The organism is Serratia proteamaculans (assembly GCF_004684015.1).
GTDB lineage: Bacteria > Pseudomonadota > Gammaproteobacteria > Enterobacterales > Enterobacteriaceae > Serratia > Serratia proteamaculans_F.
Window position 1 is genome coordinate 165,238 of sequence record NZ_SRIA01000013.1, and the last position, 24,143, is coordinate 189,380.

The window sequence follows — 24,143 nt, forward strand, 5'->3', positions numbered from 1 at the left end:
CATACGCCAGTTGTGGCGGTGATTCCTAGATATACATCAATGCGCTGCGGGAAAATGAAAGTAGACTCTTTCAAAACGGCAATCAATATCAGACGGCAGGCTGGTCGCGACTTTGGCGACCAGCCTAAAGAGAATAGCGTGGGTTTTATCGCTTAATGCACTGCCGGCAGGGATAAGCCGAGAAAGTGGGCCAGGGTGCTAACCAGCAGATTGTGATCCTCCAGCTGTGGCGAGCCGGAAATGCTGATGGTGCCGATGCAACCCAGTCCGGCTAAATGAATCGGAAAGGCACCGCCGTGCGCCGAGTAATCACGTACACTCAACCCATAGCGTTCTTCCAGCGTTGATTGGCGCTGTTGCAGACGCAGGCCGATAGCGTAAGAACTTTTGTGGAAGTGATTCACCACGTTACGTTTACGCCGCACCCAGTCCGCAATATCAGGCGTGGTGCCGGGCATGGCATAATAAAACAGTGTCTGTCCCGCAAGCTGGATCTCGATGGCGATGGAAAGGCGGCCTTGTTCTGCGGCAGATTTCAGCGCCGATCCCAGTTCCCAGGCGGTATTATGGTCAAAGTGACTGAAGGTCAACGTCGCTTCCTGTTTGGTTAGCGCTTGCAAATCATCATCGATATTCATGGTTGTCGCTCCTCTCAAGGTGAATCACAGATTATCCTGAACCGGGCAGGTGGGATAGATACCTTGGAAATATCATAGAACTGCTAATCTATTATTAATCTGAGTAATATGTTCCATGCCGGAATGGATGAGACAGGGATTGGTGCTCAAAATTTATTGCTTAATCACCCTGTATTTCCGCGGAGCATAGCGAATATATATGACTTACGTTGCGTCAATTCCCACCTTATACGGTGACGCTTGCATTACTTACGCCACACTGTCGGTCAGCTATTTTGCTCTTAGCAAAAATGCCCCCTTTTCCTATCAGTCCGAAGGATGGAAACGCCTGCTGTTCGGCTTGTTGGCCGGGCTGGCGATACTGTTTCTGAATCAGGATCGGCTGGAACTGATCGATAATGTGCATTACAGCTTCGTCATGATCCCAATGATATTGGTGGTGTTTTTTGGCGGCGCACTCAGTGGCATGGCCTGTTATCTGATGTTGTTGGCAGTGAGCGGCGGGTTGACCGTCGATAACCTGTTTATCGGCTCGATCATCCTTCCGTTGCTGCTGTCGCGGGTCTGGCTGAGAAAGTCGAACCGGGTGTTCTATCTGACCATCGGCTTGATTGCGCTATACCGTATTGCCGTGGTCTGGTTTTTGGTCGATATGCGTACCTTGTGGCTGGATGTGTTGCTGTATCAGGCCATTTCCGCCCTGTGCCTGGCGATTTGCTACCATGCGCTGAACTTCAAAGAGCGGCATATCCATGCCTATTTCTCGATGCGCGATAAGGCCACCACCGACAGCCTTACCCATATCAGTAACCGCGCCAGCGTGGATTACCGCCTGATGTTGCAACATGCCGAACGACGTTCTTGCGGGTTGATGATCCTCGATCTGGATAATTTCAAGCGTATCAATGATACCTATGGTCATTTGGCCGGGGATCTGTTGCTGACCCAGATGGGACAGCTGTTGCAAAACAGCGTGCGCAGCGAAGATTTTGTCGGTCGTTATGGCGGTGAGGAGTTTATGGTGATTACCGCCAGCTATGATCCGAAGATTATCGGTGGGGTGGCGGAACGCATTCGTCGCAGCGTGGAGACAACGGTATTTTTGCTTGATGAAGGACACGAGACCCAGATCACCGTTTCTATCGGTGCCTCACTGTATTTGCCGGGCATGGCGGTAGATAAAGCGATAGAGATGACGGACGAAGCGCTATATCAAGCCAAACGCGAGGGGAAAAACCGGGTGGTTTGCAGCCGATTGATGCCCCTTTCGCCCCTGGGGGCCGGCTTTCGGAACAATAACCCCTCCTGACGAACTCAGAAGGGGTTATTGGCTTAGGCTGCCAGCGTATGCTCGCGGAATGCGGTCAGCAGTTCTTCGGTAAACTTCAGGCGTTTCTGGCGATCGGTCAGGTCCAGCATAAATTTCAGCTTGCTCGGCCCGTCCAGGCGATAGATCTGCGGATTGCTTTGCAACAGCCCAATTAAATAGCCTGGGTCGACCTTGTTTTTTTCGCCAAACTCAATGAACCCACCACGTTCATTACCTTCGATGCGCTTGATGCCAAGTAACTGTGCATGTTGACGCAGCGCCGCGCTTTGCAACAGGTTGCGCGCCGGATCCGGCAGCAGGCCAAAGCGGTCAATCAGCTCCACCTTCAACTCTTCCAGTTCACCGTCGTTTTTCGCGCTGGCGATGCGTTTATAGAACGACAGGCGAGTATTGACGTCTGGAATGTAATCGTCCGGCAGCAGGGCCGGCATGCGCAGCTCCACTTCGGTCTGGTTGCTGGTGAGATCTTCCAGCGAAGGCTCGCGTCCGTTTTTCAGTGCATCCACCGCGCTTTCCAGCAGTTCCATATACAGCGAGAAACCGACGGTGGTCATCTGGCCACTCTGATCTTCACCGAGCAGTTCGCCTGCGCCACGGATCTCCAGATCGTGGGTGGCCAGGGCAAAGCCGGCACCCAGATCTTCCAGTGATGCTATGGCTTCCAGGCGTTTATGCGCGTCGGTGCTCATGGCTTTCGGGGGCGGCGTCAGCAGATAGGCGTAGGCCTGATGGTGCGAACGTCCGACGCGGCCACGTAACTGGTGTAGCTGCGCCAGCCCGAAGCGATCGGCACGCTCGATGATAATGGTATTGGCGCTGGGAATGTCGATGCCGGTTTCGATAATGGTGGTGCAGACCAGTACGTTAAAGCGCTGGTGGTGGAAGTCGTTCATCACCCGTTCCAGATCGCGTTCGCGCATTTGACCGTGGCCGATGGCAATACGCGCTTCCGGCACCAACTCCGCCAGTTTTGCTGCGGCTTTTTCGATGTTTTCAACGTCGTTGTACAGGTAGTAAACCTGGCCGCCACGCAGCACTTCACGCAGGATCGCCTCACGTACCACCAGGCTGTCGTACTCGCGGACAAAGGTTTTTACCGCCAGACGGCGGGCCGGTGGGGTGGCAATAATCGACAGGTCGCGCATGCCGCTCATGGCCATATTCAGGGTTCGCGGGATCGGCGTCGCAGTCAGCGTCAGGATATCCACATCGGCACGCATCGCTTTGATGCGTTCTTTGTGGCGCACGCCAAATCGGTGTTCTTCATCGACGATCAGCAGCCCCAGATCTTTCCAGCGCAGATCGCTCTGCAGCAGTTTGTGGGTGCCGATGATGATATCCACTTTGCCGTCGACGGCATCGTCCATCACCTGTTGTTGTTCCTTGGCACTGCGGAAGCGCGACATCATCTCAATGCGGATCGGCCAGGTGGCGAAGCGATCACGGAAATTGTCGAAATGCTGCTGTGCCAGCAGGGTGGTTGGCACCAGTACCGCGACCTGTTTGCCGTTCTCCACCGCCAGGAAGGCGGCGCGCATCGCTACTTCGGTTTTGCCGAAGCCGACGTCGCCACATACCAGACGGTCCATGGCCAGTGGCTGGCACATGTCGCTCAGCACGGCGTTAATCGCCTGCTCCTGGTCCGGGGTGGTCTCAAACGGGAAGGCCTGGCAGAACAGTTGATACTGTTCGCGGTCATGTTTAAAGGCAAAGCCGGTTTTGGCGGCGCGCTGGGCGTAGATATCCAGCAGTTCCGCCGCCACGTCACGCACCCGCTCGGCGGCTTTTTGCCGGGCCCGCGACCAGGCATCACCGCCCAGTTTGTGCAGCGGCGCGTTTTCGTCCGCCCCACCGGCATAACGGCTGATCAGATGCAGCGAAGAGACCGGCACGTAGAGCTTGTCTTCACCGGCGTAGGACAGGATCAGGTACTCGGCCTTGATGCCACCGGCTTCCAGCGTGGTCAGGCCAACGTAACGGCCAACGCCGTGTTCCAGATGCACCACCGGCTGGCCGGGGTGCAGCTCCGCCAGATTGCGGATCAGAACATCGGTATTGATGGTGCGACGGTTATCTTGCCGACGGCGACTGACGCGCTCGCCGAGCAGGTCGCTTTCGCAGATCAAGGCCCGGTTGCGCATACCGTCGAGGAAACCGCGCTCGGAGGCACCGACCATCATGTAGCGGCCCGTCGCCTCGGCCTGATCGAGATGCTGGATCAGCGAAGGACGGAGTTTGATGCGGCCGAGCAAGTCCTGCAGCGTTTCGCGGCGGCCTTCGCTTTCGACCGAGAAAATGACGCTGCCGTCAAAGCTTTCAATAAAGTGGCGCAGATTGTCCAGCGGCGCTTTCTGCTGGGCTTGTACCGCCAGATCCGGCAGCGCGCGGTAATCCAGATTGGTGTTACCGGCTTTGGCAGGCAGTTCTTCGGTTTTCAGCGCCATGCGCGGCCAGGCTTTCAGTTCACCAAACAGCGCATCAACCCGTAACCACAGGCTGTCCGGTGCCAGCAGCGGACGCATAGGATCGACGCGGCGGCTCTCGTAGCGCTGGTTGACGTCCTGCCAGAAGCGTTCGGCGGCGCTCTCCAGATTACCGGTATTGACGATCAGCGTGTTGTCCGGCAGATAACTGAACAACGAAGGCAGTGGTTGGCTGAAAAACAGCGGCTGCCAGTATTCGATACCGGCCGGCCAGGTACCTTTGCTGACCTGTTGATAAATATGTTCGGCGTCGCGGCGCACCTCAAATTGCTCACGCCACTGGCTGCGGAACAGCTCGATGGCATTTTTGTCGGTTGGAAACTCATGGGCCGGCAGCAGGTTGATGGCATCGACTTCGCTGAGCGTGCGCTGATTGTCGACATCAAAGGTGCGCAGGCTGTCTATCTCGTCATCAAAGAAATCGATGCGGTAAGGTTCTTCGCTGCCCATCGGGAACAGATCAAGCAGCGCACCACGGGTGGCGAACTCACCGTGTTCCATTACCTGATCGACGCTGCGGTAACCGGCCTGCTCCAGTTGGGCGCGCAGCTTGTCGCGCGACAGACGCTGGCCTTTTTTCATCACCAGCGCGTGACCGTGCAGGAATTCGTGTGGGCAAACGCGCTGCATCAGGGTATTGACCGGCAAAATGATCACGCCGCGCACCATGGTCGGCAGATGGTACAGGCTCGACAGCCGGGCGGAGATGATCTCCTGATGCGGCGAGAAGCTGTCGTAAGGCAGGGTTTCCCAGTCGGACAGCGTGGTGACCATTTGATCGGTAAATTGCTGAATTTCGTCGCGCAGACGCAGGGCATTTTGCATGTCCGGGGCGATCAGCATCACCGGCCCGTTGTGACGTTCGACAATCTCGGCGCATTCCACGGCACAGGCCGAGCCGGTCAGTTGCCCCAACTGGCGCAAATCGCCCGCGCGCTCAGGCAGGGAATAACGGGAGGATGAAGAAGAAGCAGAACGGTTACGGTTATCGGAGATGCTCATGAAGGTATCTTTAATCAATGTGTTAAATTTCGCCCTGGCACAAATCACGCTGCGCCTTTACCCGGTAATACTAGCCCACTGGGCAGTAAACTGACACAGGTAAAAGCGCGATGCGGCGGTCTATTGGCGTATGTTTAACCTCTTGATGGCGTTATTCCTGCGCCGCCATGGTGAGATAGCCGGCGATTTTATCGACGTCAACGTTGCCGCCGCTGACGATCACCCCGACCTTTTTGCCGCGCAAATCGAGCAACGAATTCATCGCCGCCGCGGCAGCCAGGCAACCGGTCGGCTCGACCACCATTTTCATCCGCTCCATAAAGAAGCGCATCTGCCGGCATAACTGCGGGTCGCTGACCGTCAGGATATCCTCGACGTACTGCTGAATGATTGGGAAGGTCAGCGCACCCACCTGTTGAGTTTGCGCGCCGTCGGCGATGGTTTCCGGCAGTGGGATCTGTACCGGCAGGCCGCTGCGAAATGCCTGCTGCACGTCGTTGCCCGCCTGTGGCTCCACGCCGAACACCCTACAACCCGGCGACCAGTGGTGCGCGGCGACCGCGCTGCCGGCCAGCAAGCCACCGCCGCCGGTGCAGACCAGCAATACATCCAAAGGGCCGACTTCCTCAATCAGTTCTTTGGTGGCCGTGCCCTGGCCGGCGATCACCTGCGGGTAATCGTAAGGGGGGATCATCGTCAGACCCTGTTCGGCCGCCAGCCGTTGAGTAATGGCTGCGCGATCTTCGCTGTGGCGCTGATAAATCACCACCTTGGCACCGTAACCGCGCGTTGCCGCCAATTTGGCGGCTGGGGCGTCGTGCGGCATCACTATGGTGACGTTAACCCCCAGCTCCCGTGCCGCCAGCGCTATGGCCTGCGCGTGGTTGCCGGAGGAAAAGGCAATCACCCCGGCCTTGCGCTGCGCATCACTCAATTGAGCAATCGAATTGTATGCGCCGCGAAACTTGAAGGCGCCGACGCGCTGGAAATTCTCGCATTTAAAGAAAAGTTGCGCGCCGGTGAGGCTGTCGGCCTGCTGCGAGGTCATGACCGGCGTGCGGATGGCATGTCCGGCCAGGATTTCTGCGGCGGTAGAGATATCGGCGGCGGTGATACAGTGGGGCGTTGAACTCATGGCGACCTCGCGCTGGTGAAAGGTTGATTGATTACCCGAAAATTTTAATTTACCCTTTGTTAAGTTATTGTCAAATGGTTAAGTTGATGAGCGATGTCAAGCAAGAAAATGCGCTGTTACTGCGCGAAGCGGAAAAAATTGTCCAGGCGCTGGGCGCCATGTTTGCCCCCAGTTGCGAAGTGGTATTGCACGATTTAACCCAACCGGGGAGTGCTATCGTCGCCATCGCCAATAATCTGTCTAACCGCAAGATTGGCGACGCCGCCAGCGAAATGGGGCTGGAGCGTATTGCCTCGCCGGATTTTCCTGACGTGGTGCAAAACTATGCCAATGCCTTCCCGGACGGCCGCCCGGCCAAGAGCACTTCAATAGGTTTGCGCAACAGTCAGGGCGTTTTTGTGGCCGCGATTTGTCTTAATCTGGATGTCTCGATTTTCAACAGTGCCACCGCTATTTTGCAGCAGTTAACCGCCGTGGTGCAGAGTACGCCGCAGCCGGTTGACGAAGGTGTGCGCTCGCTGTCGGACATCGCCTCGGTGATCAACAACTTTGCTGCTTCGCATGCCACCGTTCCGCGCGCGCTCTCTTCCGAGCAACGTTTTCAGGCTCTCCAACTGTTAAAGCAGCAGGGCTATCTGCAACTGCGCGGCGCGGCCACCATGGCGGCGGAAGCCTTGGGTATTTCGCGGGTGTCGGTTTACAACCTGTTAAAGCGTGACGCCGGGTGACGTGCTGCCGTTAGCGCGATCGGCGGAATAAAAGGCGTCAGGGTGGTTCCCTAAACGGGGTATAGCCTTTATTATCCTTGATCACTTTCGCTTAAGCTACGGCAACAAAACGGATTTCATGTATCAACCTGTCGCGTTATTCATTGGCCTGCGTTACATGCGCGGGCGGGCTTCAGACCGCTTCGGGCGGTTTGTTTCCTGGCTTTCCACCATCGGCATTACGCTGGGGGTGATGGCGTTGGTTACCGTCTTGTCGGTGATGAACGGTTTTGAAAAGGATCTGGAGAACAATATCCTCGGCCTGATGCCGCAGGCGTTGATTACCAGCCCGCAGGGGTCAATCAATCCTCAACAGCTCCCGGCATCGGCGGTGCAGGGCTTGCAGGGTGTCAGCCGCGTTGCGCCTTTGACTACCGGTGATGTGGTGCTGCAAAGCGCCCGCAGCGTAGCGGTGGGGGTGATGCTGGGGGTGAACCCGGACGAAGCCGATCCGCTGACGCCGTTTCTGGTGAACGTCAAACAGCAACAGCTGCAGCCGGGCCAATACAACATCATCATCGGCGAACAGTTAGCCGGGCAACTGGGCGTTAAACGTGGCGATCCGCTGCGGGTGATGGTGCCGAGCGCCAGCCAGTTCACGCCGATGGGCCGCATTCCGATCCAGCGCCTGTTTACCGTGATTGGCACCTTCCATGCCAATAGTGAAGTCGACGGTACCCAGATGCTGGTCAATCAGCAGGACGCTTCGCGCCTGCTGCGCTATCCGGCGGGTAATATCACCGGTTGGCGTCTGTTCCTGCAGCAACCGCTGACGGTAGATACCCTCAGCCAGCAGAAATTGCCGCAGGGTACCGAATGGAAAGACTGGCGCGAACGCAAGGGCGAGCTGTTCCAGGCGGTGCGTATGGAGAAGAACATGATGGGGCTGTTGCTTAGCCTGATCGTGGCGGTGGCGGCATTTAACATTATTACTTCCCTTGGCCTGCTGGTAATGGAAAAGCAGGGCGAAGTGGCTATTTTGCAGACCCAGGGCCTGACACGTCGACAGGTAATGGCGGTGTTTATGGTGCAGGGGGCCAGCGCCGGTATTATCGGTTCGCTGCTCGGCACGCTGCTGGGGGTGCTGCTGGCCAGCAATCTGAATAACCTGATGCCGATCCTCGGCGCATTGATTGACGGCGCATCGCTGCCGGTGGCGGTTGATCCGCTGCAGGTGACGGTCATTGCCGTAGCGGCGATGGCGGTTTCCCTGTTGTCCACGCTTTACCCTTCATGGCGCGCTGCCGCCGTACAACCCGCTGAGGCTTTACGTTATGAGTAACCATCTTTTGTTGCAGTGCGACAACCTGTGCAAGACGTATCAGGAAGGCAACCTGCATACCGACGTACTGCGTAATGTCAGCTTTGCCATGCAGCCGGGCGAGATGATGGCGATTGTCGGCAGCTCGGGTTCCGGGAAAAGTACTCTGTTGCACCTGTTGGGCGGGCTGGATTCACCGACCTCCGGCGAGGTGATTTACAAGGGCCAGTCGCTCAATACGCTGTCCTCGGCGGCCAAGGCCGAACTGCGCAACCGCCAGCTTGGTTTTATCTATCAGTTCCACCACCTGTTGCCGGACTTTACCGCACTGGAAAACGCCGCCATGCCACTGTTGATTGGCGGGATGAAACCGGCGCAGGCACAGGAAAAGGCACTGGAAATGCTGACGGCGGTCGGGCTGGAAAAACGCAGCAAGCACCGGCCTTCAGAACTGTCCGGCGGTGAACGTCAGCGCGTGGCGATTGCCCGCGCACTGGTGAATAATCCGTCGCTGGTGTTGGCGGATGAACCCACCGGCAACCTGGACAAACGCACCGCCGACAGCATCTTTGATCTGCTCGGTGAACTGAATGTGCGCCAGGGCACCGCGTTCCTGGTGGTGACCCATGACCTGCAATTGGCCAAGCGTCTCAGTCGCCAGTTGGAAATGGCTGACGGCCATTTGCAGGCCCAGTTGACTCTGTTGGGGGCTGAGTAATGGCAGGCGCGTCACTTTCCTTTCTGACGGCCCTGCGTTTCAGCCGTGGGCGCAAGCGTGGCGGTATGGTGTCACTGATCTCGGTGATTTCCACTATTGGTATTGCGCTGGGCGTGGCGGTGCTGATCGTCGGCCTGAGTGCCATGAACGGTTTTGAGCGCGAACTGAAAAACCGCATTCTGGCGGTGGTGCCACACGGTGAAATCGAACCGGTGAAACAGCCATTCAAAGACTGGTCGTCGATTCTGCAACGGGTGGAAAAGGTGCCCGGCATTGTGGCTGCCGCCCCTTATATCAACTTTACCGGCCTGATGGAAAATGGCGCGCAGCTGCGTGCGGTTGGCGTCAAAGGGGTTGACCCACAGCAGGAAAACCAGCTCAGCGCGCTGCCGAAATATGTGCAGGGCGACGCCTGGGTCAACTTCAAAAGCGGTGAGCAACAGGTGATCCTCGGTAAAGGGGTTGCCGATGCCCTTGGCGTCAAGCAGGGCAGCTATGTGACGGTGATGATCCCCAACAGCGATCCGCAAATGAAGCTGTTGCAACCGAAACGTATTCGTCTGCACGTGACCGGTATTTTGCAACTCAGCGGCCAGCTCGATCACAGCCTGGCGATGGTGCCGTTGGCCGATGCCCAGCAGTATCTGGATATGGGTGACAGCGTGACCGGCATTGCCATCAAGGTGAACGACGTATTTGCCGCCAACAAGCTGGTGCGTGACGCCGGCGAGGTCACCAACTCCTACGTTTACATCAAGAGCTGGATTGGCACCTACGGTTATATGTACCGCGATATCCAGATGATCCGCGCCATCATGTATCTGGCGATGGTGCTGGTGATCGGGGTTGCCTGCTTTAATATCGTTTCTACGCTGGTGATGGCGGTGAAGGACAAGAGCGGTGATATCGCCGTGCTGCGCACCCTGGGTGCCAAAGACGGGTTTATCCGCGCCATATTTATTTGGTACGGCCTGTTGGCCGGGCTGGTGGGCAGCGTCAGCGGTGTGGTGGTCGGGGTGATCGCCTCGCTGCAGCTGACCAATATCATCAAAGGGTTGGAAAAGCTGATGGGGCACTCATTCCTGTCGGGAGATATTTACTTCATCGACTTCCTGCCTTCCGAGTTGCACTGGCTGGACGTGGTGATTGTATTGGTGACCGCGCTGGTACTCAGCCTGTTGGCTAGCTGGTATCCGGCCAGGCGCGCCAGCCGTATCGATCCGGCACGAGTGTTGAGCGGACAATAATCAAAATCAGGGGAGGCAGAGATGCCGCCCCATTTTTTTAGCCTGAGGGTGGGTTATGTACTACGGTTTCGATATGGGCGGCACCAAGATTGAGCTGGGCGTATTCGACGCAGACCTGCAGCGCATTTGGCAAAAAAGGGTGCCGACGCCGCGTGAAGATTATCAGCAACTGCTGACGACGCTGCGCGACCTGACCTTTGAAGCAGATGCGTTCTGCGGCCAGAAGGGCATGGTCGGTATCGGCATTCCGGGGTTGCCCAACGATGACGACGGCACCGTATTCACAGCCAACGTGCCGGCGGCGATGGGGCAGAAGTTGCCGCATGACCTGGCTGAATTGATTGGTCGTGAAGTGCGCATTGATAATGATGCCAACTGCTTTGCGCTGTCGGAGGCCTGGGACGAAGAGTTCCGTCACTATCCCACCGTATTGGGCATCATTCTTGGCACCGGAGTTGGCGGCGGCTTGATCGTTGATGGCAAGGTGGTTTCCGGGCGTAATTATATCGCCGGCGAGTTCGGCCACTTCCGCCTGCCGGTCGATGCCCTTGAGGTGCTGGGGCGTGACATACCTCGCGTTCCCTGTGGCTGCGGTCATCAGGGTTGCATCGAAAATTACATTTCTGGCCGCGGTTTTGAGTGGATGTACGCCCACTTTTACCAGCAGCACTTGCCTGCGCAGCAGATCATTGCGCATTATCAGTCGGGCGAGCCGCAGGCCGTGGCTCACGTCGAACGTTTTATGGACGTGCTGGCGATATGTCTGGGCAATTTGCTGACCATCATCGATCCCCACCTGGTGGTGATTGGCGGCGGGTTGTCGAATTTTGAAGCCATCTATCAGGCGTTGCCGCAGCGTTTACCGGCACATCTGTTGCGCGTGGCCAAGTTGCCACGGATCGAAAAGGCGCGCTACGGGGACGCTGGCGGGGTGCGCGGAGCCGCGTTCCTCAATTTGGTTAATAGGGAAAAATAAGGAGAAAGCAATGCACACTCGCCATCGGCTGTGTCAGTTTCGCAAGAGTAAGCATGTGCTGCATCAGCGCTTTCGTTCGCGGATTTTTCATCGCGATACCATGGCGGCGGCCGAGCTGAAAAAGCCGTTTGTCGTGGTGTTGACCGGGGCCGGGATTTCGGCAGAGTCGGGTATTCGCACCTTCCGCGCTGCCGACGGGCTGTGGGAAGAGCACCGGGTGGAAGACGTTGCCACACCGGAAGGCTACCAGCGCGATCCGCAGTTGGTGCAGGCGTTTTACAATGAGCGTCGCCGCCAGCTGCAGTCGGCGGAAATTGTGCCGAACGCCGCACACCGTGCCCTGGCGGATCTGGAAGCCTGGCTGGGGGATAACTTCCTGCTGGTGACGCAGAATATCGACAACTTGCACGAACGTGCCGGTAGCACCCGGGTGCTGCATATGCACGGTGAATTGCTGAAAGTGCGCTGCACCAGTTCCGGGCAGGTGTTTGACTGGCCGGAAGATCTCAGCGTCGACGATCGCTGCCATTGCTGCCAGTTCCCGGCACCGCTGCGGCCGCACATCGTGTGGTTCGGCGAAATGCCACTGGGTATGGATGAAATCTACCAGGCCTTGACCAAAGCCGACTTTTTCGTTGCCATCGGTACCTCTGGCCACGTTTATCCGGCCGCCGGTTTTGTGCATGAAGCCCGGTTGGGCGGGGCGCATACCATGGAACTGAATCTGGAACCCAGCCAGGTGGAGAGCCAGTTTGATGAAAAACACTACGGCCCTGCCAGTGCGGTGGTACCACGATTTGTGCATAAATTTTTGGTCGGCAAGGTAGCACGAGCGGACCAGCCATAAGTTTGACCCCAGGGGAAAGTTTTTTCCCCTGGGGTTACACCCGCCGCTTCACGGGTTGTCCAGCCAGAAAATACCCAGCTTCTTTCGTCATAATAGCGCCAACGGGGTGACGGTGAACTTCAAACAGGTATTCAGCCAGGCGGATCTGAGCAAAACGGATCTGGCTATTCTCAACTGTATTCTCGATAACCCCGATGCCTGCATCGACGAGGGTATTCGTGCGCTGTCCGCCCGTTGTTATAGCTCGCCGTCAACGGTTGTGCGGCTGGCCAAAAAGTTGGGATTTCGCGGCTATCTGGAGCTGGTGTATTTTATCAAATTCAATCTGGCCATGGCGCCGGCCTATCTGGCTGAAAAGTCGGCACCCGTGGCAGTTAGCGTGCAGCAGCAGGCGCAGTTCCTCGATCTGCTCGACGAGGGCAAAATTCTGATCCACGGTAGCGGTTTCTCGCAGCTGGTGGCGCAGTACATGTACAACAAGTTTATGACTCTGGGCATCGACAGCTATCTGTCGCTGTGGCCGGACTTCGATATTCTCGATCGGGAGACGCGTTTTCGTTTCAATATGGTGATCGTGATTTCAAAATCGGGCAATAGTGGTTCGGCATTGAACTGGAGCGAGGCGGTGAAGCGTAACGATATCCGGCTGGCGGCGTTCTGTGGCGACGGTGACAGCCCGCTGGCGCAGCAGGCTGATATGAGTTTTATCTATGAAGATCGGCAGAAGTATGACCACGATATCTATTATCCCAACCCGTTCTTTGGTCACTGTTTGCTGGGGTTTGAAAACCTGATCAAAGCCTGGTTTGAACGGCGCAGCCGCTGAGGCCGCGCCGCCGGGATTAACGCCAGTGTTTGGCATATTGCCGATGGGCCTGCAGGTACTCCTCCACCAGGGTTTTCGCCAGCGAATAGGAATTCACCAGCGGGTGCACCATCAAAGCTTTGATGGCCTTTTTACGGTTACCTTCCAGAATCGCTTCTACTGCCAGCCTTTCGTACTCTTTCACCCGAGCGATCAGGTTTTTTTGCGTATCGGGAATATCACGCATTTTCACCGGGTGAATGCCCGCACTGCTCAGTTCACAGCTGATTTCAATCACGTCCTCAGGATGCAGGAAGTCCAGCGTGTCGTTGTTTTGCATCGACACCACCACGCGTTTTTGCTGGCCACTGTTCACCGCCTCCAGAATGTCGATCGCTACGCCGGCGTAGCCGCCGCTGTCCGGTTGTTCGATAAACTGTTGCAGCGTCAGCATGGCGCGCTCTTTCACCTTGCCCTGGCTGGACTCGCGCTGCATGTACGAGTTTTCGCGCGTCAGATAATGGCTGAAATAGAGGCTGAAGGCTTTATCCAGTTGGTTCGGGATGTCCAGCTCGGCCAGGTCTGCCAACATCTGCCGGTTGATCTGCGCAATTTGCTCGCCGCGGGTTTCACCGGCGCTGACGATAGCGGCGATCGCTTGTTCACGGTAGTAGTAGTAATACAGATACTCGTTGAGCATCAGGTTATCGGAGAGTTCGACCAGCTCGGGTGAGAAGTATTTCATGCAGGTGTCGCGATACAGACGTGGGTCCGCCAGCAACCGTTCGGTTACCGGTTCGCCGTTGACCCTGGCATTGCGGAACCAGGACAGGTGGTTCAGGCCAAAGCAGTCGATACTCAATTCACTCTCGCGGCACCCCAACAGCTCGGCCAGTTCGCGAATAAACTCGCTGGGCGCGTCGCAGATGCCGTACACCTGACGCTTAAAGCCTGACTTGATGATAGCTTCGGTCACCATGCCGGAAGGGTTGGTGAAGTTGAATAGCACTGCGTCTGGCGACGACAGCTGTTCGATCATTCGGCAGTAATCGATAATCGCCGGGATTGAACGCATTGCCATGGCGAAGCCGCCGGCACCGGTGGTTTCCTGCCCCAGAACCTGATGGTCGAGCGCGATGCGTTCATCATAAATACGGCCTTCTTCGCCGCCGATACGCAGGGTGGTAATGATATAGTCTGCGCCGCTCAGTGCCTGATGCGGATCGCTGGTCAGGCTGAAGGCGATATCGCTGCGAATACGCTGGAATACCCCCTGAGCGATGGCGCCGTATACGGCCAGTTTATGTTGATCGGTGTCCATAAACACCACTTCAGTGACGCCGATACGGTGGGCGTTGTAGGCAATGGATTTGGCCAGGAACGGCGAACGCACGCCGCCGCCGCCCAGAACGGTTAATTTCATTTAATATCTCCCAAACTAATAAATGTCAGAGTGCTGCTAAATATTTCTCTACCTGGTTTTTTACCTTGCCAACGGTGACACCATAAATAACCTGCACCTCGCGTCTGTTTTTCACCACGCCTTTGGCACCGGTACTTTTTAATGCCGCTTCATCTACCCGTTGCATGTCTTTTAATTCAACCCTGAGCCGGGTGAAACAGTTGTCGACGGAAATAATGTTGTCTTTGCCACCCAGCGCGCGAATAATGATCCCACTCAATTCATTAGGCGTATTTTTACTATTTTGATACTCCAGTTTGGAATAGAGTTTGACCTCGTCGTCATCCTCGCGGCCCGGCGTTTTCAAATTAAGCTTCAGCACCAGCGTTTTGAACACCAGGTAATAGACGGCGAACTGAATCAGGCCGATCACCACGTACAGTGGCCAGCGGGTGAGGGCCACCGGCAATGGCAGGTTATACACCAGGAACTCAATCAGGCCGCTGGCGCCCCAGGGCCGCACTTCGAACAGGTTGCAGGCGACCTGCGACAGCGCCGTCAGCACCGCATGGATCACCCACAGCAGCGGCGAAATAAACAGGAAGGTGAACTCGATCGGTTCGGTGATACCCACCAGAATCGAGGTGGTGATGGCCGGGATCAGGATAGCCTTGGCCAGCATTTTCTTTTCCGGTTTGGCGGTGTGATAAAAAGCCAGCGCCGCGCCTGACAGACCAAAAATGGTCACCATACCCTGCTGCGAGAAGCGTAATGCTTCATTCATCAACGGCGAGATACTCGGGTCACGCATATAGGCCAGGAAAATCGCCTGTGAGCCAGAAACGGTGTGGCCATCCTGCACGATCGAACCGCCGATGCTGGTGAGCTGGAACGGGGACCAGATAAAGTGATGCAGCCCGGTGGGAATAAGGAATTTCTCGAAGAAACCGTAAACGAATACGCCAAGCGAACCTGAGCTTTTCATAAAGCCGGTCAGCGAGATCAGGCCGTGTGAGATAGCCGGCCACAGATAGCTGAAGGCGATGGCATACAGCACAATCACCGGCGTCATGGCGATCAGCACCAGTTTGGAACCGCCATAAACTGATAGCACGCCGTTCAGTTCAACGTTGCACAAACGGTTATGTACCCAGGCAATAGTGATGCCGAGGACCAGGCCGAGAAATATGCCCATATCCACCACGGTGAAACCCAGCAGTTCGGTCTGTCCGGTGCCATAGAATTCGCCGTTGATTTTTTGCGCTACGTGGCCACTAAGCTGCAGATAAGACGAGTTGGCGCCGAGGAACATGATAAAGCACATTACCGCCACCAATGCGGCCTCGCTCTTTTTATCCCTGGCTAATCCATAGGTAATACCGATACAGAATATCAACCCAAGATTACCAAATAATGGCCAGAAGGTATCGCCGAGCATTTTCCCTACATGGAAAATCCCGGAATTTTCATTTACCAAGGTGGCGTTGGTAAGAATAGAACTTAATGCCAGGATTAAACCAATAACCGGCAAAAAGAATATCGGCCCCATCATGGCTTTGGAAAAAAGCTGCAGCTTGCTTAAGATATTATCGATAATACCTTTCATGTCAGTTCCTTTTTTATATTTTAATGGATAACGACGTTGACGATAAAGCTCCCTGGGATGGCGAAAAAAGAAAGGGGCAAACTCTGCCTTGGCTAAGTTATAGGAGGAAAGATTCGGTGATGCAATTAGTCAGCGGAAATAGGCACCGGTGGTCAGTGGCTGACAACCGGTGCCAGTCGTGAAGAGGATCACACAACAGAAGCCGTGGCTGGCGATAACTTCGGGTATGGCGACCTGGGCAATGCGGAAAATCATCACAAGGTTTAATGATTTCCGTTAAATCTGGCTAAAAATGACCTGTCGCAATATTTGATCCGGATCGGTTCCGCATAATGAAACGCGATATTCTGAGGGCGGATACCATGGATAAACTACTAGATCGTTTTTTTAACTACGTCTCATTCGACACGCAATCCAAAGCGAACGTCAAACATGTGCCGAGTACCGACGGGCAAATGAAGCTGGCGCGCGCGTTGCAGCAAGAAATGATTGAACTGGGGTTTGAACGGGTGTCGCTCAGCGAGCATGGCTGCGTGATGGGCACTTTACCGGGCAACGTTGCCTGGCCCGTACCGGCCATCGGGTTTATTTCTCACCTGGATACCTCACCGGATTTTACCGGTAAACACGTTAACCCGCAGATCGTCGAAAGTTACCGCGGCGGCGATATTGCATTGGGCATTGGCGATGAGGTGTTATCTCCGGTGATGTTCCCGATCCTGCACCAGATGCTGGGGCAAACGTTGATCACCACCGACGGCAAAACGCTGCTAGGTGCCGATGACAAGGCAGGCATTGCCGAAATTCTGACCGCTATGGTGCGCTTGCAGCAGGGCAAAATCCCTCACGGTGATATTCGCGTGGCCTTTACGCCGGACGAAGAAGTGGGCAAGGGCGCACGGTTTTTTGACGTTGCACAATTCGACGCCGAGTGGGCCTATACCGTAGATGGCGGTGGTGTCGGCGAGCTGGAATGCGAGAACTTCAATGCGGCGTCGGTGACGGTGAAAATTGTCGGCAATAATGTTCACCCTGGGAGCGCTAAAGGGGTGATGGTGAATGCCCTGTCACTGGCAACCCGTATTCAGCAGGCGTTACCGGCGGATGAAACCCCGGAAACCACGGCCGATTATCAGGGCTTTTATCATCTCAGCAGCCTCAAGGGCAGCGTTGAGCGTGCCGAGATGCACTATATTCTGCGTGATTTCGAGCGTGAGGGTTTTGAGGCCCGCAAGCGCCGGATGTTTGAGGTGGCCAAGCAGGTGGGCAAAGGCCTGCCACGGGATTGTTATATCGAAGTGACGATTGAAGACAGCTACTACAACATGCGCGAACAGGTGGCAGAACACCCCCATGTGATTGCGCTGGCGCAACAGGCGATGCGTGATTGCGATATTGAACCTGTGATGAAGCCGATCCGCGGCGGCACCGACGGCGCTCAGTTATCGTTTCGTGGCCTGCCATGCCCGAATCTGTTTACCGGCGGCTATAACTATCATTGCAAGCATGAGTTTGTTTCCCTTGAAGGGATGGAACAGGCGGTGGCCGTGATTATGCGCATCGCTGCGCTAACGGCAGAACACGCCAAATAGCCCCGGTTGTGATTATTATAATTGCTTGCCGCAACAATGATTTGCTCCTAGTGTAGAACATATTTTCAGCACAAGGAGCCCTATCATGAACACTGAACACCGTATCGATCGCCAATGCCTTGAGCAGTTTGTACAGGCCATTTGGCGTCATGCCGGCAGTAGCGAGCGAGAGGCCGGATTAGTGGCCGAGCATCTGGTTCAGGCCAATCTGGCCGGGCACGACTCCCACGGCGTCGGCATGATCCCGAGCTATATGGCGTCACTGGCGCAGGGGCATTTACAGCTTAACGTTCATGCCCAGGTGGTACGCGACGCCGGTGCGGTCCTGACGATTGACGGTGGTCAGGGTTTCGGCCAGGTGGTCGCCAGTGAGGCGATGGAGAAAGGTATCGAACGAGCCGGTCAGCTGGGACTGGCGGCGGTGGCATTAAATAATTCGCACCACATCGGTCGTATTGGCCACTGGGCTGAACAATGTGCACGCGCCGGTTTTATCTCCATTCACTTCGTCAATGTCGTGGGCGATCCTATGGTAGCCCCGTTCGGCGGCAGCGATCGTCGCTTTGGTACCAACCCCTTCTGCGTTATTTTCCCCCGTACCGGTAAAAAACCGCTGCTGCTGGATTTCGCTACCAGTGGCATCGCTTTTGGTAAAACCCGCGTGGCTTATAACAAAGGTTTGAGCGTCGCGCCGGGCTATCTGATTGACCAGCATGGACAACCTACTCTCGAACCCAAGGTGATGCACGAGCCGCCGTTTGGTTCGTTGCTGCCCTTTGGTGCACATAAAGGTTATGCGCTGGCTGCCCTGTGCGAGATCCTCGGCGGCGCACTGTCGGGCGGGCGAACGACCCATAGCGCTACGCTGAAATCCAACAGCGACGCCATTTTCAACTGTATGACCACCATTATCCTTAACCCTGAGGCTTTTGCTGCGCCTGAGATGCAAAGTGAGGCTGAGGCGTTTATTGACTGGGTGAAAGCCTCACCGCCAAGTGACGGTCGACCGATTGAGGTGCCAGGGGAGTGGGAAGAGGCGAATCGCGAGCAACGCTTGCAGCAGGGGATCCCGATAGATGCCAATACCTGGCAGCAGATTTGTGCGGCAGCCAGGCAGGCGGGGATGCCGGACGATGAACTTGATATTTACCTGACGCAGGCGCTGCGAGCATAAAAAAAGGCCACTCGCCGGGGGCGGGTGGCTGAGGCCGTAGACAAAGTGCCCCGCTGTTTCATGGTAGGGGCGCTGCATGCTGCGCCCTATAGCATAATCAATGGGTTAAATCGGGTCGAACATGTTCGACCCCTACAGGTTTAGCCCTTATGAAGGTTTTTATCAGCAGTCTGGATAGGCATCTCTATTCGAATAGTTTCAGTCTTTAAAATACCAGTAGCCGTTGTTGATCAGTGCGGTCAGCAGCGCCAGGAACGACGGATCGTCCACCGCGTCACCCAACTGGGTAGCATTAACGCTGAAGTTCTGGCACAGGGCATCGACAGCCTGCAGATGCTCGGTATCCATCAGTTCGCCGTTCACAAAGCACTGGTCACCCACGCGCAGTACGCGCAGGCCACCCAGACGCTGTAATGGCTCACCCTGCTGTAGCAGTTCGTATATTTCTCCGGCCTGGTAAGGCGGCTCCGGCGGCGCGGCATCCAGTTCGTGGCGGGTCTGGGAGATAAACTCACCGAACCACTGCTGGAAGTGTTCCGGTTGCTCAACCAGATCCAGCATCATTTGGCGCAGGGCGTCGACTTCCTGCGGCAGCACTTGCGCCGGATGCTCACGTAACTGAATATCCGGATCGCTGTAACGTTTGCTGCCCAACTCGCGTGCCAGCACGTGGTCGGCAAAGCCGCTAATCAGTTCACGCCCGTTCGGCGCGCGGAAGCCCACCGAGTAATTCAGCGCGTTTTCCAGCGCGTAGCCTTCATGCGGGAAGCCCGGTGGAATATACAGAATATCGCCCGGTTCCATTTCTTCATCGATAATGGCGTCGAAAGGTTCAACCTGCAGCAGGTCCGGGTGCGGGCAGTGCTGCTTCATCGGCACTTTTTCGCCCACGCGCCAGCGACGACGCCCGGTACCCTGAATGATAAACACGTCGTACTGATCGAAATGCGGGCCAACGCCGCCGCCCGGCACCGAGAACGAAATCATCAGATCGTCCATCCGCCAGTCCGACAGTGGGCGGAACGGGCGCATCAGTGCGCTGGAAGGCTCATGCCAGTGATCGACTGCCTGCACCAGCAGCGACCAGTTGTTCTCGCCAAGGTGGTCAAAACTTTCGAAAGGACCGTGCGCCACCTGCCAGCGGCCGTCCTGGTGGCTAACCAAACGGCTGTCCACTTCGTTTTCCATCGCCAGCCCAGCCAGCTCATCCGGGGAGATCGGATCGATAAAGTTTTTGAAGCCGCGCTTCAGAATCACCGGACGCTTTTGCCAATAACGTTGCAAAAAATCGTTCCAGTCCAGATCTAATTGATAATCCATGTTCTATTCCAGGATAGAGGAGTGAGCCTGAGTGCGATTATAACGGAAGTTTGGCCCCGTGGATCGGGGCCTGAACAACAGAATTTACTCGTTATGGTGGGAGTCGTGCTGACGAGCGAAAGTGACCTGCATACGAGCCCCGCCCAGCGGACTGTCACTGATGGTAATGGAACCGTCGTACTGCTCGATAATCTCCGCCGCCACCGATAATCCCAACCCCTGACCGGGGCGCAATGTGTCTACCCGCTGGCCGCGCTGGAAGATCAACTCGCGCTTGCTTTCCGGAATGCCCGGGCCGTCGTCGTCGATGACGACAGTGAGATATTTATCGGAGTGGAGGGAGGTGATCTCAACGAACTCCAGGCAGTATTTGCAGGCGTTTTCCAATACGTTGCCCATGACTTCCATAAAGTCGTTTTTTTCCCCCATAAAGGTCACTTCCGGCGAGATATCCAGCGTGATCACCACGCCTTTACGCTGATAAACCTTGTTCAGCGCTACCGTCAGGCTGTCCAACAGGGCCGGTACCGAATGGATCTCGCGGGTCAGCACCGTTTGCCCCGAGTTGATGCTGGCGCGGTGCAGGTAATAGCCAATTTGCTGAGAGATACGCCCGATCTGCTCCAGCATGATCGGCTCGACTTCCTCGATGGTGGTTTGCTTGCCGGTACGCAGTGAGCGCAATGTGGTTTGCAGCACCGCCAACGGGGTTTTCAGACTGTGGGTCAGATCGGAAAGTGTGGTGCGATACTTGGTATAACGCTGGCGTTCGTTGCGAACCAGAATATTCAGATTGCGTACCAGCCCGCGTAGTTCGCTGGGGGGATTCTCATCGAGCTGTTCTCGTTCGCCGTTTTCCAGCTCGCCGACCTGATTCACCAACGCCTGGATCGGTCGCAGGCTCCAATAGGCCGCCAACCACAGCAGAGGCACCACCAACAGCAGGTTGGCCAGCAACACATAGCTGAACCATTCCCACACCACGTCTGAACGCTGAAGTTCTTGCGGGATAGTGTCGACCACCACGATGCTTAGCGCCGGCAATCTTGCGGTCGCCGCGTAGGTATTGACCGCCACCGAGTGGGTCAGTGCATTCTGGTCGTTGTCGTCATAGTCTTTGAGCTGATCCTGCGCCTTGGGGTTGTTACCCAGGACTTCGCTACTGATACGGGTATCGGTATCAATTTCGTAGAAACCGGACTCTTCCAGCCACTCTTTGTTGATCCGTTTTTCCAGTTCCGGGACCTGGCGCTGGCTCCACAGTAGCTTGCCTTTATCGTCGTAAATAAACACCAGGGTAGGGAAGTTGAGATCGATATCGGGCGGAATGGCGATGGTGAGTTTGTTGTCTTTCCACTGAGCCAGGCTGAAGAACAGGTTGCTTTCACCGCGCAGCAGGCGGAAGGCGGTTTTGTCGAAGCTGACGATATAACCCACTACGGCGACCAGACCATAAGACAGCGACAGCGCCAGGATCACCCCAGCGGTGGCCATCAAAAAGCGGGCGCGTAGTGAAAACGGCTTTTTATCTTTGTTGAACATCATGTTCACTTCGCATCAAAACGATAGCCCTGGCCACGAACTGTGGTGATCACTTCCTGTGGGTATTCGGCCTGCACCTTTTTACGCAAACGGCCCATCAGTACGTCGATGGTGTGGCTTTCGCGCAGTTCGGCATCCGGATACAGCTGCAACATCAGCGAGTCTTTACTGACCACTTTACCGGCGTTGCGGATTAAGGTTTCGATAATGGTGTATTCAAACGCGGTCAGTTTGATTTGCTGTTCGTTGACGCTCAGCTCACGGCGCGAAAGGTCGATTTGGAACGGCGGCAAGACGATCACCTGGGAAGCCAGGCCGCTGTTACGGCGCATCAACGCCTGCATGCGGGCAATCACTTCTTCCAAATGAAACGGCTTGGTGACGTAGTCATCGGCACCGGCTTCCAGCACCGCTACCTTGTCTTGCCAGCTTTCACGGGCGGTCAGCACCAGGATCGGTAATTTCATTTGGTGGGCACGCCAGCGGCGGATCAGGCTCAGACCGTCTTCACCCGGCAGGCCGAGATCGACAATCGCGATATCCGGCGCATGCTCCTGCAGGAAATAATCGGCTTCCTTGGCATCTTCTGCCGCATCAACCTGGTGGCCCATTTCACGCATCTGTACGGAGAGGTGGTGGCGCAATAACCCATTATCTTCAACAACCAGTACTCGCATGGCGGACTCCTGTAGATCTGCGGGTGAACATCCTGTCACCCACGCTGTAAAGGTAACACGCTCGGCAGCGTGTGAGGGATAGCGTGCAACAACCTTAACCATCCGATCGTGATATTGACGTTATGGTAGGTATAACCGGCATTTACCGCAAGGGACGCAGAGCCTTGGCAGGAAATAAGCGCTATCGATTTTTAGTGCGCCGTTATTATCGACAGCGTCCAATAAACGCTGGATAAACAATGCAGACGAGAAGTTAAACCAAACTTAAACGGAAAGGGCTGTGAGCAGAAGACAGGGGCCCAATTGTCTGGGCCCCTGGAGCAGGTTAAGGCTGGGTCGATTTGTTGACGCTGTTTTTACGGATCTCCTGCACCTGGTCGGCGGTAACCGCCGGTGCCTTATTGCCCCAGCTACTGCGCACAAAGGTGGCGAGTTGGGCAATTTGTTCGTCGTTCAGGCGCCAGCCAAAGTCCGGCATGGTCAGCCCGGTCGGCGCACCGACGGTCACCGGCGTGCGGGAACCGTTGAGGATAATGCTGATTAACGAAGACGGGTCGTCGCTTAACAGTGCCGGGTTGTGTGCCAGCTGTGGGAAGGTGTCGCGATAACCTTGGCCATCGGTGCGGTGACAGGCGGCGCAGTTATCCACATAGGTTTGAGCGCCAGCGCGACTGAGATTGCCGTTTAACAACATGTTGGCGGTGCTGCCATCTTTTTGCAGCGGTTTTTCCTGCTTGTTGGTGACCGGTAATGACTGTAAATAGCTGGCGATGGCGCGTAAGTCGGCATCGCTCAGGTGCTGGGTACTGTCCTGAACGACATCGACCATCGAACCGAATGCGGCAAGCCGGTTGTTATGGCCGGTTTTCAGGAAGCGGGTGATATCTTCGCTGCTCCAGCTCCCCAAGCCGTTTACCTTATCTGCGTGCAGGTTGGCCGCATGCCAGCCCTCCAGCGTGCCGCCACTGAGGTAAGCATCATCGCTCTGGCTGAGCGCTTTTTCCTGGAAACCGATACCGCGTGGCGTGTGGCAAGAACCGCAGTGACCCAACCCCTGCACCAGATAGGCGCCGCGGTTCCAGTCGAGGCTTTGTGTCACATCCGGGCGATACGCGCCGTCCTCCCGGAAGGCCAGATTCCACAAGGCCAGCGGCCAGCGCATATTCAGCGGCCAGGGAATATCGCTGTCCTTGTTTTGCTGAACCACAGGCTTAACCTGCCGGGTGAAATACAGGTACAGGTCGCGTATGTCCCCATCACTGATTTTGGCGAACGAAGGATAGGGCATCGCCGGGTAGAGCCGGGTGCCGTCACGTGCCACACCTTTACGCAAGGCGTCACTGAACTGCTGCAAACTGTATTCACCAATACCGGTCTGTTTGTCCGGCGTGATGTTAGTCGAGTAAATGGCACCCACCGGAGTGGTCATTTTCAGGCCACCGGCAAAAGGCACACCGCTGGGGCCGGTATGGCAGGCGGCGCAATCACCGGCGCGCGCCAGGTATTCTCCGTGTTGCAGACGGGCCGCCAACTGCGGATCTTCGGCCGCTTGCACCGTGGTGGCACCCAGCATCAACAGCGCCAGCAGCGAGGGGGTAAGTCCTTTCATATGAAGCTCCTT

20 protein-coding genes are annotated in these 24,143 nt (G+C 56.1%); 10 read left to right on the top strand and 10 right to left on the bottom strand.

Annotated elements, in window-relative coordinates:
• Positions 1-152 precede the first annotated feature (152 nt).
• Positions 153-638 (bottom strand): heme-degrading domain-containing protein, encoded by a 486-nt coding sequence (locus E5C26_RS10090; RefSeq protein WP_135316169.1) that lies wholly within the window; start codon positions 636-638, stop codon positions 153-155.
• Between the two features lie 199 nt (positions 639-837).
• On the opposite strand from E5C26_RS10090, the gene E5C26_RS10095 reads away from it, so the two are divergent.
• A complete protein-coding gene (locus tag E5C26_RS10095; RefSeq protein WP_135316170.1) occupies positions 838-1,947 on the top strand; it encodes a GGDEF domain-containing protein in 1,110 nt (369 codons plus the stop codon).
• 23 nt (positions 1,948-1,970) lie between these two features.
• On the opposite strand, the gene mfd is transcribed toward E5C26_RS10095, so the two are convergent.
• Both mfd and E5C26_RS10105 read right to left on the bottom strand, forming a co-directional pair.
• Positions 1,971-5,453, bottom strand: a complete 3,483-nt coding sequence (gene mfd / locus E5C26_RS10100; RefSeq protein WP_135316171.1) for a transcription-repair coupling factor — start codon at positions 5,451-5,453, stop codon at positions 1,971-1,973.
• 151 nt (positions 5,454-5,604) lie between these two features.
• Complete coding sequence (locus E5C26_RS10105; RefSeq protein WP_135316172.1) at positions 5,605-6,588, bottom strand: threo-3-hydroxy-L-aspartate ammonia-lyase; 984 nt, start codon at positions 6,586-6,588, stop codon at positions 5,605-5,607.
• A gap of 86 nt (positions 6,589-6,674) precedes the next feature.
• On the opposite strand from E5C26_RS10105, the gene E5C26_RS10110 reads away from it, so the two are divergent.
• The 7 genes from E5C26_RS10110 (at position 6,675) to E5C26_RS10140 (ending at position 13,230) form a co-directional block, all read left to right on the top strand.
• Entirely contained in the window at positions 6,675-7,316 is a 642-nt protein-coding gene (locus E5C26_RS10110; RefSeq protein ID WP_135316173.1) for a helix-turn-helix transcriptional regulator, read from the top strand.
• Positions 7,317-7,434: 118 nt separating this feature from the next.
• On the top strand, positions 7,435-8,637 hold the full coding sequence (lolC, locus tag E5C26_RS10115) for a lipoprotein-releasing ABC transporter permease subunit LolC (RefSeq protein WP_135316174.1): 1,203 nt from the start codon (positions 7,435-7,437) through the stop codon (positions 8,635-8,637).
• The gene (gene lolD / locus E5C26_RS10120; protein ID WP_135316175.1) at positions 8,630-9,334 is read left to right on the top strand and encodes a lipoprotein-releasing ABC transporter ATP-binding protein LolD; all 705 of its coding nucleotides are present in this window, start codon (positions 8,630-8,632) and stop codon (positions 9,332-9,334) included. Before lolC ends, lolD begins: the two co-directional genes overlap by 8 nt.
• Positions 9,334-10,581 (top strand): lipoprotein-releasing ABC transporter permease subunit LolE, encoded by a 1,248-nt coding sequence (gene lolE / locus E5C26_RS10125; protein WP_135316176.1) that lies wholly within the window; start codon positions 9,334-9,336, stop codon positions 10,579-10,581. The genes lolD and lolE overlap by 1 nt, the downstream gene beginning before the upstream one ends.
• 55 nt (positions 10,582-10,636) lie before the next feature.
• Positions 10,637-11,557, top strand: a complete 921-nt coding sequence (gene nagK / locus E5C26_RS10130) for an N-acetylglucosamine kinase (RefSeq protein WP_135316177.1) — start codon at positions 10,637-10,639, stop codon at positions 11,555-11,557.
• Positions 11,558-11,567: 10 nt separating this feature from the next.
• A complete protein-coding gene (cobB, locus tag E5C26_RS10135) occupies positions 11,568-12,404 on the top strand; it encodes a Sir2 family NAD+-dependent deacetylase (RefSeq protein WP_135316178.1) in 837 nt (278 codons plus the stop codon).
• 112 nt (positions 12,405-12,516) lie between these two features.
• Positions 12,517-13,230, top strand: a complete 714-nt coding sequence (locus E5C26_RS10140) for a MurR/RpiR family transcriptional regulator (RefSeq protein ID WP_017892496.1) — start codon at positions 12,517-12,519, stop codon at positions 13,228-13,230.
• A 16-nt stretch (positions 13,231-13,246) separates the two neighbouring features.
• On the opposite strand, the gene E5C26_RS10145 is transcribed toward E5C26_RS10140, so the two are convergent.
• The 3 genes from E5C26_RS10145 to E5C26_RS24885 all read right to left on the bottom strand — a co-directional run bounded on the left by E5C26_RS10145 (position 13,247) and on the right by E5C26_RS24885 (position 16,472).
• Positions 13,247-14,632, bottom strand: a complete 1,386-nt coding sequence (locus E5C26_RS10145) for a family 4 glycosyl hydrolase (RefSeq protein ID WP_135316179.1) — start codon at positions 14,630-14,632, stop codon at positions 13,247-13,249.
• Between the two features lie 25 nt (positions 14,633-14,657).
• Positions 14,658-16,217 (bottom strand): PTS transporter subunit EIIC, encoded by a 1,560-nt coding sequence (locus E5C26_RS10150; protein WP_135316180.1) that lies wholly within the window; start codon positions 16,215-16,217, stop codon positions 14,658-14,660.
• 129 nt (positions 16,218-16,346) lie between these two features.
• Positions 16,347-16,472 (bottom strand): hypothetical protein, encoded by a 126-nt coding sequence (locus tag E5C26_RS24885; protein ID WP_260516242.1) that lies wholly within the window; start codon positions 16,470-16,472, stop codon positions 16,347-16,349.
• Between the two features lie 107 nt (positions 16,473-16,579).
• Here E5C26_RS24885 and pepT point away from each other — a divergent pair, with 107 nt between their 5' ends.
• Together pepT and E5C26_RS10160 are read left to right on the top strand one after the other, a co-directional pair.
• Positions 16,580-17,809 carry a peptidase T gene (pepT, locus tag E5C26_RS10155; protein ID WP_135316181.1) on the top strand — a complete coding sequence of 410 codons (1,230 nt, stop codon included), beginning with the start codon at positions 16,580-16,582 and terminating at the stop codon, positions 17,807-17,809.
• Positions 17,810-17,894: 85 nt separating this feature from the next.
• Positions 17,895-18,983 carry a malate/lactate/ureidoglycolate dehydrogenase gene (locus E5C26_RS10160; RefSeq protein WP_135316182.1) on the top strand — a complete coding sequence of 363 codons (1,089 nt, stop codon included), beginning with the start codon at positions 17,895-17,897 and terminating at the stop codon, positions 18,981-18,983.
• A gap of 198 nt (positions 18,984-19,181) precedes the next feature.
• On the opposite strand, the gene E5C26_RS10165 is transcribed toward E5C26_RS10160, so the two are convergent.
• From E5C26_RS10165 to E5C26_RS10180, 4 genes are all read right to left on the bottom strand, one after another.
• Entirely contained in the window at positions 19,182-20,303 is a 1,122-nt protein-coding gene (locus E5C26_RS10165; protein WP_135316183.1) for a ribosomal protein uL16 3-hydroxylase, read from the bottom strand.
• 84 nt (positions 20,304-20,387) lie between these two features.
• Complete coding sequence (gene phoQ / locus E5C26_RS10170) at positions 20,388-21,845, bottom strand: two-component system sensor histidine kinase PhoQ (protein ID WP_135316204.1); 1,458 nt, start codon at positions 21,843-21,845, stop codon at positions 20,388-20,390.
• Between the two features lie 5 nt (positions 21,846-21,850).
• Positions 21,851-22,522 (bottom strand): two-component system response regulator PhoP, encoded by a 672-nt coding sequence (phoP, locus tag E5C26_RS10175; protein WP_012006437.1) that lies wholly within the window; start codon positions 22,520-22,522, stop codon positions 21,851-21,853.
• A gap of 325 nt (positions 22,523-22,847) precedes the next feature.
• Positions 22,848-24,131, bottom strand: a complete 1,284-nt coding sequence (locus E5C26_RS10180) for a c-type cytochrome (protein WP_135316184.1) — start codon at positions 24,129-24,131, stop codon at positions 22,848-22,850.
• Positions 24,132-24,143 lie beyond the last annotated feature (12 nt).

Excerpts from the sequence above, each read along its gene's own strand:
- E5C26_RS24885 (WP_260516242.1), bottom strand. The coding sequence starts at position 16,472 with ATGATTTTCCGCATTGCCCAGGTCGCCATACCCGAAGTTATCGCCAGC.
- E5C26_RS10180 (WP_135316184.1), bottom strand. The coding sequence starts at position 24,131 with ATGAAAGGACTTACCCCCTCGCTGCTGGCGCTGTTGATGCTGGGTGCC.
- phoP (WP_012006437.1), bottom strand. The coding sequence starts at position 22,522 with ATGCGAGTACTGGTTGTTGAAGATAATGGGTTATTGCGCCACCACCTC.
- phoQ (WP_135316204.1), bottom strand. The coding sequence starts at position 21,845 with ATGTTCAACAAAGATAAAAAGCCGTTTTCACTACGCGCCCGCTTTTTG.
- mfd (WP_135316171.1), bottom strand. The coding sequence starts at position 5,453 with ATGAGCATCTCCGATAACCGTAACCGTTCTGCTTCTTCTTCATCCTCC.
- lolC (WP_135316174.1), top strand. The coding sequence starts at position 7,435 with ATGTATCAACCTGTCGCGTTATTCATTGGCCTGCGTTACATGCGCGGG.
- E5C26_RS10145 (WP_135316179.1), bottom strand. The coding sequence starts at position 14,632 with ATGAAATTAACCGTTCTGGGCGGCGGCGGCGTGCGTTCGCCGTTCCTG.
- E5C26_RS10105 (WP_135316172.1), bottom strand. The coding sequence starts at position 6,588 with ATGAGTTCAACGCCCCACTGTATCACCGCCGCCGATATCTCTACCGCC.
- E5C26_RS10160 (WP_135316182.1), top strand. The coding sequence starts at position 17,895 with ATGAACACTGAACACCGTATCGATCGCCAATGCCTTGAGCAGTTTGTA.
- E5C26_RS10095 (WP_135316170.1), top strand. The coding sequence starts at position 838 with ATGACTTACGTTGCGTCAATTCCCACCTTATACGGTGACGCTTGCATT.
- lolE (WP_135316176.1), top strand. The coding sequence starts at position 9,334 with ATGGCAGGCGCGTCACTTTCCTTTCTGACGGCCCTGCGTTTCAGCCGT.
- E5C26_RS10110 (WP_135316173.1), top strand. The coding sequence starts at position 6,675 with ATGAGCGATGTCAAGCAAGAAAATGCGCTGTTACTGCGCGAAGCGGAA.
- E5C26_RS10090 (WP_135316169.1), bottom strand. The coding sequence starts at position 638 with ATGAATATCGATGATGATTTGCAAGCGCTAACCAAACAGGAAGCGACG.
- E5C26_RS10165 (WP_135316183.1), bottom strand. The coding sequence starts at position 20,303 with ATGGATTATCAATTAGATCTGGACTGGAACGATTTTTTGCAACGTTAT.
- cobB (WP_135316178.1), top strand. The coding sequence starts at position 11,568 with ATGCACACTCGCCATCGGCTGTGTCAGTTTCGCAAGAGTAAGCATGTG.
- pepT (WP_135316181.1), top strand. The coding sequence starts at position 16,580 with ATGGATAAACTACTAGATCGTTTTTTTAACTACGTCTCATTCGACACG.
- E5C26_RS10150 (WP_135316180.1), bottom strand. The coding sequence starts at position 16,217 with ATGAAAGGTATTATCGATAATATCTTAAGCAAGCTGCAGCTTTTTTCC.
- lolD (WP_135316175.1), top strand. The coding sequence starts at position 8,630 with ATGAGTAACCATCTTTTGTTGCAGTGCGACAACCTGTGCAAGACGTAT.
- nagK (WP_135316177.1), top strand. The coding sequence starts at position 10,637 with ATGTACTACGGTTTCGATATGGGCGGCACCAAGATTGAGCTGGGCGTA.